The sequence below is a fragment of the Actinomadura sp. CNU-125 genome, from assembly GCF_001942465.1.
Lineage (GTDB): Bacteria > Actinomycetota > Actinomycetes > Streptosporangiales > Streptosporangiaceae > Spirillospora.
Window position 1 is genome coordinate 1 of record NZ_MKJY01000011.1, and the last position, 13,691, is coordinate 13,691.

At 71.9% G+C, this 13,691-nt stretch carries 13 protein-coding genes and 4 pseudogenes; 14 read left to right on the plus strand and 3 right to left on the minus strand.

Annotation, left to right across the window (positions count from 1 at the left end):
- Both BJF79_RS57990 and BJF79_RS66375 read right to left on the minus strand, forming a co-directional pair.
- A partial coding sequence (locus BJF79_RS57990; RefSeq protein ID WP_262401375.1) for a hypothetical protein occupies positions 1-243 on the minus strand: 243 nt, incomplete at its 3' end.
- 98 nt (positions 244-341) lie between these two features.
- Positions 342-542 (minus strand): annotated as a pseudogene (locus BJF79_RS66375) (PAS domain-containing protein); the annotation flags it as partial.
- A gap of 289 nt (positions 543-831) precedes the next feature.
- Here BJF79_RS66375 and BJF79_RS50360 point away from each other — a divergent pair.
- The 12 genes and pseudogenes from BJF79_RS50360 (at position 832) to BJF79_RS01550 (ending at position 10,716) form a co-directional block, all read left to right on the plus strand.
- The gene (locus BJF79_RS50360) at positions 832-1,671 is read left to right on the plus strand and encodes a M14 family zinc carboxypeptidase (RefSeq protein ID WP_158079059.1); all 840 of its coding nucleotides are present in this window, start codon (positions 832-834) and stop codon (positions 1,669-1,671) included.
- A complete protein-coding gene (locus tag BJF79_RS50365) occupies positions 1,667-3,142 on the plus strand; it encodes a M14 family zinc carboxypeptidase (protein WP_083733085.1) in 1,476 nt (491 codons plus the stop codon). Before BJF79_RS50360 ends, BJF79_RS50365 begins: the two co-directional genes overlap by 5 nt.
- A 263-nt stretch (positions 3,143-3,405) precedes the next feature.
- On the plus strand, positions 3,406-3,987 hold the full coding sequence (locus BJF79_RS55030; RefSeq protein WP_083733086.1) for an immune inhibitor A domain-containing protein: 582 nt from the start codon (positions 3,406-3,408) through the stop codon (positions 3,985-3,987).
- Positions 3,988-4,469: 482 nt separating this feature from the next.
- Positions 4,470-5,103: pseudogene (locus BJF79_RS01515) on the plus strand (sigma-70 family RNA polymerase sigma factor).
- 230 nt (positions 5,104-5,333) lie between these two features.
- On the plus strand, positions 5,334-5,708 hold the full coding sequence (locus tag BJF79_RS01520; protein ID WP_075894657.1) for an SSI family serine proteinase inhibitor: 375 nt from the start codon (positions 5,334-5,336) through the stop codon (positions 5,706-5,708).
- 161 nt (positions 5,709-5,869) lie between these two features.
- Positions 5,870-6,280 (plus strand): CBS domain-containing protein, encoded by a 411-nt coding sequence (locus BJF79_RS01525; protein ID WP_262401377.1) that lies wholly within the window; start codon positions 5,870-5,872, stop codon positions 6,278-6,280.
- 183 nt (positions 6,281-6,463) lie between these two features.
- Complete coding sequence (locus tag BJF79_RS58000) at positions 6,464-6,760, plus strand: hypothetical protein (RefSeq protein ID WP_262401378.1); 297 nt, start codon at positions 6,464-6,466, stop codon at positions 6,758-6,760.
- On the plus strand, positions 6,715-7,092 hold the full coding sequence (locus tag BJF79_RS58005; RefSeq protein WP_262401379.1) for an ANTAR domain-containing response regulator: 378 nt from the start codon (positions 6,715-6,717) through the stop codon (positions 7,090-7,092). Before BJF79_RS58000 ends, BJF79_RS58005 begins: the two co-directional genes overlap by 46 nt.
- Before the next feature lie 105 nt (positions 7,093-7,197).
- Entirely contained in the window at positions 7,198-8,766 is a 1,569-nt protein-coding gene (locus BJF79_RS58010) for a PAS domain-containing protein (RefSeq protein ID WP_075894659.1), read from the plus strand.
- On the plus strand, positions 8,763-9,407 hold the full coding sequence (locus BJF79_RS58015) for a PP2C family protein-serine/threonine phosphatase (RefSeq protein ID WP_075894660.1): 645 nt from the start codon (positions 8,763-8,765) through the stop codon (positions 9,405-9,407). Before BJF79_RS58010 ends, BJF79_RS58015 begins: the two co-directional genes overlap by 4 nt.
- A gap of 130 nt (positions 9,408-9,537) precedes the next feature.
- Positions 9,538-10,065 carry a DUF6328 family protein gene (locus BJF79_RS01545; RefSeq protein WP_075894661.1) on the plus strand — a complete coding sequence of 176 codons (528 nt, stop codon included), beginning with the start codon at positions 9,538-9,540 and terminating at the stop codon, positions 10,063-10,065.
- A gap of 141 nt (positions 10,066-10,206) precedes the next feature.
- Positions 10,207-10,716, plus strand: a complete 510-nt coding sequence (locus BJF79_RS01550) for a DUF6328 family protein (RefSeq protein ID WP_083733087.1) — start codon at positions 10,207-10,209, stop codon at positions 10,714-10,716.
- Between the two features lie 35 nt (positions 10,717-10,751).
- Here BJF79_RS01550 and proS (BJF79_RS01555) read toward each other — a convergent pair whose 3' ends face one another.
- Entirely contained in the window at positions 10,752-12,185 is a 1,434-nt protein-coding gene (gene proS / locus BJF79_RS01555) for a proline--tRNA ligase (protein ID WP_075894663.1), read from the minus strand.
- A 206-nt stretch (positions 12,186-12,391) separates the two neighbouring features.
- On the opposite strand from proS (BJF79_RS01555), the pseudogene proS (BJF79_RS58020) reads away from it, so the two are divergent.
- A pseudogene (proS, locus tag BJF79_RS58020) lies at positions 12,392-13,327 on the plus strand (proline--tRNA ligase); the annotation flags it as partial.
- A gap of 101 nt (positions 13,328-13,428) precedes the next feature.
- Positions 13,429-13,671: pseudogene (locus tag BJF79_RS58025) on the plus strand (proline--tRNA ligase); the annotation flags it as partial.
- Between the last annotated feature and the right edge of the window lie 20 nt (positions 13,672-13,691).

Genomic DNA, 13,691 nt, shown 5'->3' on the forward strand with positions numbered 1-13,691 from the left:
CGACGGAGCCGGCGGCGCCGTCGGCGAGGGCGGGTTCGACGCGCAGCAGTCGGGCGCCGGAGTCGCGGCGGGCGGCGCCGTCGGGCCCGGCGACGAGCCCGAGCCCATGGACAGGCCGGGGCCCTGCTCGCGGAGGTGCCGCAGGTCGGCGGCGAGGGCGAGGACGCCGATGCCGGGCGCGTCCTCGATCGGGTAGACCCACCAGGCCGTCTCGACGAGTTCGCCGTGGTCCGCGCGGGGCACCGTGCAGGCGCCGCACAGACGTGCCCGAACGCGCCGGGCCGGAAGGCGGCGCGGTGTTCGCCCGGCAGCCGGAGCAGTTCGGCGGGGTCGCGGCCGACGGCGTCGTCCGGGGGGACGCCGAACAGGCCGGTGGCGGCGGCGTTCCAGTGCAGGACGCGGCCGTCGCGGTCGAGGGCGAAGGCGGCGATGCGGGCGACGCCGAGCAGTTGCTGGTGCAGGAAGCGGGGCGTGTACGCCTCGGCGCGGGCGGGCGGCGCGCCGTCGGCGGTGTCCGGCGGACGGCTCTGCGGGACGGTCATGCGGACCCCCTGGGCGAACGGCGCGCTGCACCTGGCCGGCAGGCGCCTTCGATGAACACTGGCGACCCTTGGTAAGGGAGAAGCTACATCCCGTTAGGGCGTGACGCCCGCGCTATGCGGAAACCGGCCGCGATATACCCGCGCGCCGGACGCACCGACCGGACGTCCGGTGCACCGGCCCACCAAAATGACCAGAAGCGGCAAATGGCACCAATGGTGCGTTGACACCCCTCTCACCCCGGATGACGATCACCCGACCCCCGTTGTGATCAATGCCAGGGAGGGCGCGATGACGCGCACGCTGTTCCGGCACAGACGACTCACACCCATCCTGGCCGCCGGGGCGCTCCTCATCGGAGTGCTCACGGCGGCCCCCGCGACCGCCGCTCCCGCACCGCGGGCGTCCGGCGGCACCGTGGACGTCTACACCGCCGAGCTGTCGGCGGCGCAGATGAAGATCCTCGACCGGGCCGGGCTCGCCCGCGAGGACGTCCAGATCAGCGAGGCCGGTGAGGGCGAGGACCGCGTCCGCGTCGAGGCCGTGCTGAACGACGCCATGGCCGCCGAGCTGAACCGGCAGGGGCTCGGCCTGAAGGTCAAGAAGGTGGACGGCAAGGACGCCCGCGCGCGCGCCAAGGCGGCCCCCGACAACGTGTTCCGCCCCTACAGCGGCGCCGGGAACATCCACGAGGAACTGCTGCGTGTCGCCTCCGAGAATCCGTCGATCGCGAAGGCCGTCGACATCGGCAAGTCCCACCAGGGCAAGCCGATCACGGCCGTCCGGGTGAGCAAGGACGTCGCGAATCTCCAGGACGGGCAGCGTCCGGTCATCCTGTACCAGGCGACGCAGCACGCGCGCGAGTGGATCACCACGGAGATGGTGCGGCGGCTCCTGCACCACTACGTGGACGGCTACGGCACCGACCCCGAGATCACGAAGATCGTCGACAGCACGGACCTGTGGTTCGTCCCGGTCACCAACGTGGACGGCTACGACCTGACGTTCGAGGACGGGTTCCGGCTCTGGCGCAAGAACGTCCGCGACAACGACGGCGACGGGCAGATCGGCGGGCAGGACGGCGTCGACCTGAACCGGAACTTCCCGTACAAGTGGGGCTACGACAATTGAGGGGTCGTCCCCGCAGCGGACGAACCCCACCTACCGCGGTCCGTCGGCCGGCTCGGAGCCGGAGACGCAGGCGCAGATGAAGCTCTTCGAGCGGCTGAAGCCCAAGTACCTGATCAACTACCACTCGGCGGCGGAGCTGCTGCTGTACGGCGTCGGCTGGCAGGCGCTCACCCGCAGCCCCGACGACCTGATCCACGAGGCGCTGCTCGGCGACGTCGAGGACCCGGCCGTCCCCGGCTACGTCCCGCAGCTCAGCGCGCAGCTGTACACCACCAACGGCGAGACCGACGGCTACGCCGACAACGTGCACGGGGCGCTGTCGATCACCCCGGAGATGGCGACGTGCGCGACGGCGGCCGAGTACGACCCGGACGACGAGTGGGCGCCGGGCGACTGCGGCAGCGGCTTCGAGTTCCCCGACGACGAGGCGCTGATCGAGAAGGAGTTCCGCAACAACCTGCCGCTGGCGATCTCGACCGCGAAGTCGGCGCACGACCCCGACCACCCGGTCTCCCCGGTCGAGCGCACCACCCCGGACTTCGAGGTCGACCCGTTCGAGGTGTCCTACGGGTCCGCGCAGGAGGTCTCGGCGTACGTCCGCCGCTCGCTGGCGAACCGCGACCTGCGCTACCGGATCAACGGCGGCCCGGTCCGGACGGACGGCGCGCGCGAGTGGCGCGGCGGCGACCGCTACGGCGACGAGAACGATCACTACTACGGCGAGTTCCGCGGCCAGGTCACCGGGCAGGAGCCCGGCGACGAGGTCGAGGTCTGGTTCGCCGGGACGAACGAGAAGGGCGAGCGCGTCGAGAGCGAGCACTTCACGTACGAGGTCCGCGATCAGAAGAAGGCCGACGTCCTGGTCATCGCGGACGAGGACTACACCGGCGTCAATCCGACCTACCCGTCCGGAACGGACGAGCCCAAGTACGCGGGGCAGTACGCCGACCTGGTCCGCGAGGCCGGGCACACGCCGCTCGTGTGGGACGTCGACAAGGACGGCGCGCCGCACCACCTGGGCGTCCTCAAGCACTTCCGGGCCGTGGTCTGGTACCTGGGCGACAACCGCCTGACCCAGGACGAGGCCGACGAACCGGTGCAGACCGCCATCGGCCCGATGTCGGACTCGCAGGTCGCCGACCGCGCCAAGGACCTGCTGCTGAACGTCCGCTCGTACCTGAACGAGCGCGGGAAGCTGCTGCACGTCGGCGAGACGACCGGGTACGCGGGCGAGGCCAGCCGCTACAACGGCGGCGGCCTGTACTACGGCCTGAAGGGGGCCCCGGACGAGCCCTGCGTCATCACCACCAGCTTCCGGGACGACTGCGAGCTGCTGTCGGACGACTTCTTCCAGTACTACCTCGGCGCTTCGACCGGCAGCACATCGGCTCCCCCAGCGGTTTCGCGGGGAGCACGCGGCCGTTCTACGGGATCGAGGCCGAGCTGGCGGGGACGTCGTCCAACGAGCTGAACGAGGCGGGTGGCTTCCAGGTCACCTCGACCGTCCTGCCCGAGGCCGACTTCCCGCAGTTCCGCAGCTGGAAGGCGGGCGACTACACGGGCGCCGCGGCGGGCACCGAACCGATCCAGGGCCGGTGGTACGTCGCCGGGACGCACCAGGACGCCACCTACCGGCGGCTCACCCGGACGATCGACCTGACCTCGGTCACGGCCGCGCAGGCGCCGAAGCTGCAGGCGCAGCTGTCGTACAGCACCGAGGGCGGCTTCGACAACGTGATCGTCGAGGCGCACACCGCCGGCGCGGACGACTGGACCACGCTCCCCGACGAGAACGGACGGACCGACGACGCGGTTCCGACCCAGTGCGAGCAGGCGTACCTGCTCGACATGCACCCGTTCCTGGAGCACTACCTCACCGGCGGCAACCCGTGCGGCGACACCGGGACGACCGGTGCGTGGCACGCGTTCACCGGCGATTCGGGCGGCTGGGTGCCGACGTCGTTCGACCTGTCCGCCTACGCGGGCAAGAAGGTCGAGGTGTCGATCGCGTACGTGAGCGACCCCGCCACCGGCGAAGCGGGGCTGTTCGTCGACGACACGGAGGTCACGACGTCCGGCGGACGGCTCGACGCCGCGGACTTCGAGTCCGGGCTCGGGCCGTGGACGATCCAGGGCGCGCCCGCGGGCAGCCCGGGGAACGGCGCCGAGTTCGTCCGGTCGGAGGCGGTCATCGACTCGGTGTCGGCGGTCGCGACGAAGGACACCGTCCTGCTCGGGTTCGGCCTCGAACAGGTCGAGTCCAAGGCCCGGCAGGAGTCCCTGATGGAGGGAGCGCTCAACCTCCTGCTCCCCTGACCCGGCCGGGCGAACCGGCACAGTTCACCTGATCGACGGGTAAAGTACGCCCCCAGGAGCCACGGGCTTCTGGGGGCGTCTCACTTCTTGTGACGGACGCCACGCAACCTTTTGGGCCTTACTCTGCGTCTTACGTAACGGGAACACCACCGGAGAGCAAGAGCGCCGGTCCGGACACGACCCGCGACGTCCCGGAGCACGGGGTCGCCTGGCATCGCCCGACTCGCGCGTCTTCCTCGGCCCACCTTCCAAGCGCGGCCGAGCAACCCGACACGCCGCACCCCGGCAGAGCCGACGGGGGAAAACGGCGCCCGACCATGGCCCATTGACGACGAGCGCGTCATGAATCCGGCCGAGACCCGTCGGAAACCGGTGGCACGAACCGAACGAACGGGGGGCGGTCCGTCCGCCCGACACACGCGCACGCCCGCCGAACGCGCGACTGCGGACCTCGTCCGCAGGCAACGACCACGGGAGCGATGATGACCGCTGCTACCTTCACCACCGACCGCCGCCCCACCGCACGCGACCCGCGGAGCACCGAGCGTTACGAGCGCGACGTCCTTCCCCTGGCCGACCCGCTGTACGCCCAGGCCGTCAGGATGACCCGCAACAGCCGCGGACGCGGAGGACCTCGTCCAGGAGACCCTCGCCAAGGCCTACGTGAACTTCCACCAGTTCAAGGAGGGCACGAACCTCAAGGCTTGGCTGCACCGCATCCTGACCAACAACTTCATCAACACCTACCGCAAGAAGCAGCGCGAGCCCCAGCGCGCCGGCTCGGAGGAGCTGGAGGAGTGGCAGATCGCCCAAGGCGAGGCGCACGCCGAGGGGTTCCGGTCCGCCGAGCACGAGGCGCTCGACCGCATCCCGGACGCGCGGATCGTCGACGCCCTGCGCGCGCTGCCCCGCGAGTTCCGCGACGCGGTGTACCTCGCCGACGTCGAGGGCTACCCGTACAAGGAGATCGCCCAGATGATGGGCACCCCGATCGGCACGGTGATGTCCCGCCTGCACCGGGGCCGCAAGCAGCTCCGCGAGTCCCTCGCCGACCACCCGCGCGCCGGGCACGCCCGCCCGGACGAGCCCGCCGACGACCACACGCTGGCCGCCTGACCCCCGGCTCCCCCGCCTCTTCCGGTTCCCTCGGCTCCTCCGACTCCCCCCGATTCCTCCCGAATCCGACCCCGCGGCCGCCCCGTGGCCGCGGGGTCGTCCCCTTCCCGGCTTCCGGGCGACCGGATTCGTTGGACCAATTCCATGCGCATTCGGTAGTCGGCCGAGTACAATGAGCGACGTCCCCCCATTTCGCTCGGTCGCTCGACCCCCGACCCTCGGGAGCATCGATGCCGCACACGCTCGGCAGCGTCCTCGTGGGCGCCGCCCTGGCCCTGCTGCCCGTCGCCCAGTCCGATTCCGGCACGTCCCTGCGCCTGACGCTCAAGCATCCCGGCCGGGAGACCACCGGGCCGCGGACGGCGACGCTGCACTGCGATCCGCCCGGCGGACGGCATCCGGAGGCGATGCGGGCGTGCGCCGACCTGGCGGAGTCGGGCGGCGCGATCGCCCACGAGCCGGACGGGCGGATGTGCACGGCGATCCACTCCCCCGTGACCGTCCGGGCGGAGGGCACGTGGCGCGAGCGGCCCGTCCGGTTCCGTAAGACCTACCCCAACGACTGCGTCATGCGCTCGCGGACCGGCATGGTCTTCGCGTTCTGACCGGGCGGCCGGTTCCGCTCGCGCCCCCGGCGGCGGCCCGGGTCCGGATCACGCCACGGTCGCATGAGCGGCCCGCGCGCGGGTAAAGCGCGCACACGGCCATGCAAGCGCCGGAGAAACAGGAGGACCTTCGCGCGATGTCACGAACAATAAGCGACGTGATGACCGCGGCCCCGCAGGCGCTGCCGCTGGACTCGACGCTGGACGAGGCGGCCCGCGTCATGCGCGACGAGGGCATCGGCGACGTCCTCGTCACCTACGCGGGGCGATTGTGCGGCGTCGTCACCGATCGCGACATCGTGATCCGGGCCGTCGCGGAGCGTCGCGACACCTCCCTGACGCCGCTCGGCGACGTCTGCACCGCCGAGCTGACGACCGTCCGCCCCGAGGACGACACCGAGGCGGCCGTCCGGCTGATGTGCGAGCACGCCGTCCGGCGGCTGCCCGTCGTGGACGCCCTGCAGCGCCCCGTGGGCATCGTGTCCCTGGGCGATCTGGCCGTCGCCGACGGTTCCGGTCCGGGCGTCGCCCGCCCCCTGCACGAGATCAGCAAGGCGGCGCCCAACAGCTGACCCCGGGGCAAGGGTCGGCGCACGGCGAACGGCGAGATACCGTCGTGGGTGTGACGCCGACCGACACGGTCCTGACCGACCAGCTCGCGCTGGAGATCGCGCGGCTGGGCCTGGTCGGGGAGTCCTCCGACGTGGGCACGCTGCACCGCGTGGCCGAGCTGGCCGCCCGGGCCGTCCCCCCCCGTGCGCCCGCCGTCGGGCGTCCGCTGGGCGCTCCCCCGGACGAACGGCGCCGCCCCGTCCGCCCCGTCCTCCCCCGAGGAATCGCGCCCCGAACCGCTGGCGACCGCCGCCAGCCACCCCGACATCGCCGAGATCACCGACCGCCAGCTGGCGCGCGGCCACGGCCCCCTGTTCGACGTCGTGCGCGAGCGGCGCCCGCTCGGCTCCGACGACATCCTGGTCGAGACCCGCTGGCCGGACGCGTGCCGGACATGCTGCGGCGCGGCGTCCGCTGCTTCACCACGTCACCGCACCTGAACGCGAACATCATGGTCACGCTGACCCTCTACGGGGTGACGCCCAAGTCGCTCGGCGCCGAACGGCACGCGCTCGCCGCGCTGCTGATGGCGCAGGGCAGCGCGACGATGTCGAACACCCAGCAGTACGACGACGTTCACCGCACGGCCGTCCAGCTCCAGGAGGCGGTCGAGGCCCGCGCGGTCGTGGACCAGGCGAAGGGCATCCTGATGCACGCGCTCGGCTGCGACGCCGACGAGGCGTTCCAGGAGCTGCGCCGCATCTCGCAGACCAGGCACGTGAAGCTCACGGCGCTGGCCCAGCGTATTGTCGGTGACCAGGGGATCACCTAGCCGAACGGGCACCGGTGAAGCGATCGTGAAGGGCGCGGCCCCCGGCCCGGTCGGGGCGGTGGCCGATCTGGTTTCGCCGTGGCGAACGGACGAAAGGGAGATCGGATGCACGATCAGTTCGATCAGCTTGAGCCCGAGGCGATGCTGCGCGAGATCACCGAGCTCGAGGGGCGCATCGGGGAGCTGCGGCAGGCCGCCGGGCTGCCCGAACCCGATCTGCGCGCCACGCTGGACGCGGCGCTGGTCGAACTCGAACTCGCACTGTCGGCGCTGCGCGCCATGGGCTCCGAGCAGGGCCCCGAGCAGGGCGGATCGACGGCCGCCGAGAACGAGCGGCGGGTCCTGCGCACGGTGTTCCAGGACGCGCCGGTGCCGCTGTTCCTCCTCGACCGCACCAGCAGCGTGCGCCGGGTGAACCGGCAGGCCGCGACGCTCCTCGGGGTGTCGGCCGGGTACGTGTCCGGCAAGCAGTTCGCGTCGTTCTGCGATCTGGCGACGCGGGCGGCGGTGCGGTCGCAGCTCGCCGCGGCCGTCCGGACGGGCCGCCGCCGACGCGTCCAGGTCCGTTTCCTCGGCCGGGAACGCGGCATCGACGCGGTGGTGACGCTGGCGCGGGTGTGGATCCGCGGCGAGCCGGACCCGATGGTCGTGGTCGCCGCCGGTGCCGCGAGCCCCCCGCAGGGCGGCGAGGCGACGCGTCCGCGACCGTCCGGGCAGGCCGGCGGGAAGCAGCCGGCCAAGGACGGCGGTCCACGGCCGAACGAACCGGGCACACCGGGCGCGGCGGGCGCGGCGGGTGCGGCACGCGCCGTCCCGCCCGCGGCCGTCCCGCGGCAGACGCAGCTCGATCGTCCGGGAGTCCGGCGAGCCGAAACCGACGAGCCCGTCCGGTCCGAAGCCGGACCGACCGAGGCGGAGGGGGTCTCCGCCGAAGCGGGCGGGGCGTCGCCGCGCGCGGCTGCGCAGGGGTCGGCCCTCCCGGCTGGGGACGACGAGACGGTCGCCACGATGGTGCACCGCATGGACGTCCTCGCCACCGCCTGCGAGCTGCTGCTGGACGAGCCGGTGTTCAACGAGACGGTCGCCGTGCGGCGGTGCGCCCGGCTGCTGGCGGCCGAGCTGGCCGACTGGGCGCTGGTCGACCTCATCGGGCCCGGCGGGCCGGTGACCGGCGGGTCGGGCGGCGCGACCGCCGCGGACGCGGTGCCGCTGCTGCGCCGCCAGGTCGCGATGGGACCGGAGGACGAGCGGTCCGTCGAGGCGGCGCGGATGCTGGAGGAGCTGGAGCCCGTGCAGGGCACCCTCCCGCACACCGTGTTCATCACCCGGCAGAGCACGGTGCGCCCGCACGTGGAGGATCTCGAACTGCTCGGCGTCTGCCCGGACGGCCAGCCCGTCTGCGCCAAGATCGGCGCGACGTCGGTGCTGTGCGTCCCGATCGAGGACGGCGAGCGCTGCCTGGGCACGATCACGCTGGCGGCCAGCGGCGACTACGGCCCGTTCGACCTCATGGACCTCGGTGTCGTGCAGCGCCTCGGCCGGTACCTGGCGCTGGTCATCCGGGCGTCCCGGCTGTACCGGCGGCGCGCCGAGGTCGCCGACACGCTGCAGGCCGGGCTGCTGCCGAAGTCGCTCCCGGCGATCCCGGCGCCTCCGTCGCCGCCCGCTACATGACGGCGACGCACGGCTCCGCCGAGGTGGGCGGCGACTTCTACGACGTGTTCCGCACCGAGGACGGCTGGGGGCTGATCCTCGGCGACGTGTGCGGCAAGGGCGAGGACGCGGCGGCCGTCACGGCCACCGCGCGGCACTGCGCCCGGCTCGCGGCCCGCTGGAAGTCCACGCCCGGGGACGTCCTCGGCATGGTCAACGAGGCGCTGCTGGACGAGGACCGGTTCGTCACCGCCGTGATGGCGGGGCTGACGATGGAGACCGAGCGGGTGCTGGTCTCGCTGGGCGTCGCGGGGCATCCCCCGGCGGTCGTGGTGCGGGCGGACGGGGTGATCCGGTCGGCGTCGCGCGGCGGGGTGCCGCTCGGGCTGTTCGAGGACTTCGAGGCGGGACTGGACGGCGTCGAGCTGGCCGTCGGGGACACGCTCGTCCTGCACTCCGACGGCGTCCTGGAGGCGTGCGACCTGCAGCGGCAGGAGTTCGGGCAGGAGCGGCTGCTGGAGACGCTCGCCGCGCACGCCAAGGACACGCCGGACGGCATGCTGGCGGCGGTGGAGCAGGCGCTGGTGGAGTTCTGCGACGGCGATCTGCGCGACGACGTGTCGATGCTGGCGCTGCGCGTGGAGCCGCCGTCGCTGGATTGAATCGGCTTGCGTACCGGACCACGCGACCAATCCGAGAAATTGGCCGAATCCACCAAAAGGAACTGGTGCGGTCGAGAGATTTGACCGACCTAACTGACTGGTCAGCACACCGCCCGGGTACTCAAACAACATGAGCGTGGACCCGTCACTCAAGCCACGTAATGAAACCGATCATGAAAGACTCGACCGGCAGCTCATCGAAATGCTGCAGGGCTTCCGGGTCGCGATCACCGGCGTCCAGGTGCTGTTCGCGTTCCTGCTGACCGTCCCGTACGCGGCAGGTTGGGACAGGATCGACGAGACCGGCAGGATACTTTTCTTCGTCACCCTGTTCGGCGCGGCACTCGCGTCGATCTGTTTCAGTGCACCGGTGTTCCAGCACAGAATCCTGTTTCGGATGGACCAGAAAGAGGCACTGGTCCGGCGTGCGAACCGACTAGGAATCTGGGGCGGCCTGGCACTCGCGGTATCGATCTCGGCCGCCACGACTTTGATCATGGAAACGCTGACAACTGCATGGGCGTCGATCCTCACCGCCATCGGGATCGTGGCGCTGTGCGGCTGGCTGTGGTTCCTGCAACCATTCCGGGACCGAATACGGCTGATCCGCCGGGTGGCCGCCCGCCCCGCGCTCGAAGACCTCACGAGCGTGGAGTGAGCAGGTGGCGGCGGGCCGGGGCCGGACGGGGGTCGGGCCCGCCGCGGACACCGTGCGGCTCCCGACGGACCGGCAGCCAGAAGTCACGACAAACCAATCCAAACCCGACTGTTCCCCCTTATGCCGGGTAACAGGACGTTCATGAGCGTCGATCCGGTTCACAAGCCCCGCAACGAGACCGAGCACGAACGGCTCGACCGGCAGCTCATCGAGCTGCTGCAGGGGTTCCGCGTCGCGGTGACCGGCGTGCAGGTGCTGTTCGCGTTCCTGCTGACGGTCCCGTTCGCGGCGCGGTTCGACAAGGTCGACGACACCGGCGAGATCCTGTTCTACATCGCCCTGTTCGGCGCGGCGGCCGCGTCGATCTGCTTCAGCACCCCGGTGTTCCAGCACCGCATCCTGTTCCGGCTGAACAAGAAGGCGGTGCTGATCCGCCGCGCCAACCGCCTCGGCATCGGCGGCGGCATCGCGCTGGCGGTGTCGATCTCGGCCGCCACCACGCTGATCGTCCAGACGCTCACCGCCGACCGGTGGGCGGTCGTCACCGCCGCCGTCGTGGTGGCGCTGTGCGCCTGGCTGTGGTTCGTCCAGCCGTTCCGGGACCGGATGAAGGTCACCCGCACGAACGGCGACGGCGACGGCGACGGCTGACCGCCGCCGTCCCGTCCGATCCGTCCGTCCGTCCGTCAGTAAGACTTGCCGAAGATCACTCGCTTGCCGTACGCGGACGGCTCCCCGCACTTCACGCACGCGCCCGTCTCCTCCGGAGCGTCGGACGGGATGACGCGCGGCGTCGCGGCGGTGTCGGCCTTGATCTCGTCCTCGCACCCGGTGCGGCCGCAGTGCAGGGCGCGCGCCCAGCCGCCCGCGACCTGGCCGGTGAAGGCGTCCCAGGTGTCGACGGCCGCGGTGCGCTCCTCGCGGAACGCCTCGGCGCGGGCCAGCAGGAACGACTGGAACTCGGCGAGGATCCCGGGGATCAGCTCCGGCACCTTCTCCAGCGGGATCTGCTCCTTGCCCTGCCCCTCGGCCGTCGGGAGCCGCCGGACGACCGTCGCGACACCGGCCTCCAGGTCGCGCTTGCCCAGCTCGATCCGGACGGGGACGCCGCGCATCTCCCACTCGTTGAACTTGAACCCCGGCGACAGCTGCGGGCGGTTGTCGTCGACGTGCACGCGGATGCCCATCGACCTGACCGCCGCGCCCAGCCGGCGCGCCTCGGCGGCGGCCTGCTCGCCCTGCTCCTTGCGCCCGATCGGGACGATCACGACCTGGTAGGGGGCGAGGCGCGGCGGCAGCACGAGGCCCTTGTCGTCCCCGTGCGTCATGATCACGCCGCCGATCATGCGGGTGCTCATCCCCCAGGACGTCGTGTGCGCGAGCGCCAGCTTGCCCGCCTCGTCCTGGTACTGGATCTCGAACGCCTTCGCGAAGTTCGTCCCGAGATAGTGGGACGTGCCGGCCTGCAGGGCGCGGCCGTCCCGCATCATGCCCTCGATCGTGTACGTGCGGACGGCCCCGGCGAACCGCTCGCCGGGCGTCTTCTCCCCCGCCACGACCGGCATCGCCGCGAGGTCGCGCGCGACGGCCGTGTACGCGTCGAGCGCCCACATCGTCTCGCGCATCGCGTCGGCCTCGTCGATGTGCGCGGTGTGGCCCTCCTGCCAGAGGAACTCGGTCGTCCGCAGGAACATGCGGGGCCGCATCTCCCACCGCACCACGTTCGCCCACTGGTTCAGCAGCAGCGGCAGGTCGCGGTGCGAGTCGATCCACTTGGCCATGTACTCGCCGATGACGGTCTCGGAGGTGGGCCGCACGACCAGCGGCTCCTCCAGGTCCTTGCCGCCCGCGTGGGTGACGACCGCCAGCTCCGGCGAGAAGCCCTCGACGTGCTCGGCCTCGCGCTTGAGGTAGGACTCCGGGATGAGCATCGGGAAGCACGCGTTGTCGTGCCCCGCCTCCTTGATGCGCCGGTCCAGGTCGGCCTGGAGCAGCTCCCACACCCGGTACCCGTACGGTCGGATCACCATCGTGCCGCGAACCGGGCCACGGTCGACCAGCTGGGCCTGCACGACCAGCTCGTTGTACCAGGCGGAGAAATCCTCGCTCTGCGGCGTCACACCTTCTCGACTCACGGCATTCAGGGTACTGACCTGCGACACCCCGCACCCCCGTCGTGCCCATTCGGTGACCTGCCCGCCCTCGTCCCGTCCGGGGGCGGTCTTCCCGGCGCGGCCGGAGCGAGCTCTGCGAGCGGAGGCCGTGCAACGGCTCCGCGCGCGTGCGGCGCGCGTTTCGATAGCCTCCCTGGATGCGCTGGTCCCAGATGTTCGTGCCCACCCTCCGCGAGGATCCCGCCGACGCGGACGCGCCGAGTCACCGGCTGCTCCTGCGCGCGGGCCACGTCCGCCTGCTCGCGTCCGGTCACTACTCGCTGCTGCCGCTGGCGGTGCGGGTCCGCGCCAAGGTGATCGCGATCATCCGCGCGGAGATGGACGCCATCGGCGCGCAGGAGATGCTGCTCCCGGCCATGCACCCGGCGGAGCCGTGGCGGCGTTCCGGCCGCTGGGAGCTGATGGGCGAGGAGATGTTCCGGCTCCGCGACCGGCGCGGCGCCGAGCTCGCGCTCGGCATGACGCACGAGGAGATCTTCGCGACGATCGCGCAGGAGCTGCACTCCTACAAGCGGCTCCCGCAGCAGTGGTACCAGTTCCAGACCAAGTTCCGGGACGAGCCGCGCCCCAAGGGCGGCCTCATGCGGACGCGCGAGTTCACCATGAAGGACGCCTACAGCTTCGACATCGACCGGGCGGGGCTGGACGCGTCGTTCGACGCCTACCACGGCGCCTACACGCGGATCTTCGAGCGCCTCGACCTGCCCGCGCTGCCCTGCGACGCGTCCAGCGGCACCATGGGCGGCGCCGGGTCCACCGAGTTCATGTGCCCCGCCGACGTCGGCGAGGACCTCGTCGTCCACTCGCCCGCCTGCGGTTACGCGGCGAACATCGAGCGGGCGACGTCCCGGCTGGCGGACGCGGCGGACGAGCCGGGCCCGGCCGTCCCCGAGCGGTTCGACACGCCGGGCGTCCGGACGATCGAGGACCTCCTCGCCTACGACGCCCCCGGCGACCGGCAGATCAAGACGCTCGTGTACCTCCTGGACGGCGAGCTCACGCTCGTCCTGCTGCGCGGCGACCACCCGCTGAACGAGCAGAAGCTCGTGGACGCGACGGGCGCAGCGGCGATCCGGCCCGCCGAGCCGGACGAGATCCGGGACGCGCTCGGCGCGCTGCCCGGCAGCCTCGGCGCGGTCGCGCGGGCCTGCCGGTCATCGCGGACGAGGCGCTGCGCGGCCGCACGAACATGTTCACCGGCGCGAACAGCGACGGCGTGCACCTGCGCGGCGTGGACGTGGGGCGCGACATCTCCGTCGGGACGTGGGCCGACCTGCGGGAGGTCACCGCCGGGGAGCCGTGCCCCCGCTGCGGCGAGCCGCTGCGGGTCGTCCGGGCGATCGAGATCGGGCACATCTTCAAGCTCGGCGACCGCTACGCCCGCGCGCTCGGCGCCGAGGTCCTGGACCCGGACGGCAAGCAGGTCCCGATCATCATGGGCAGTTACGGCAT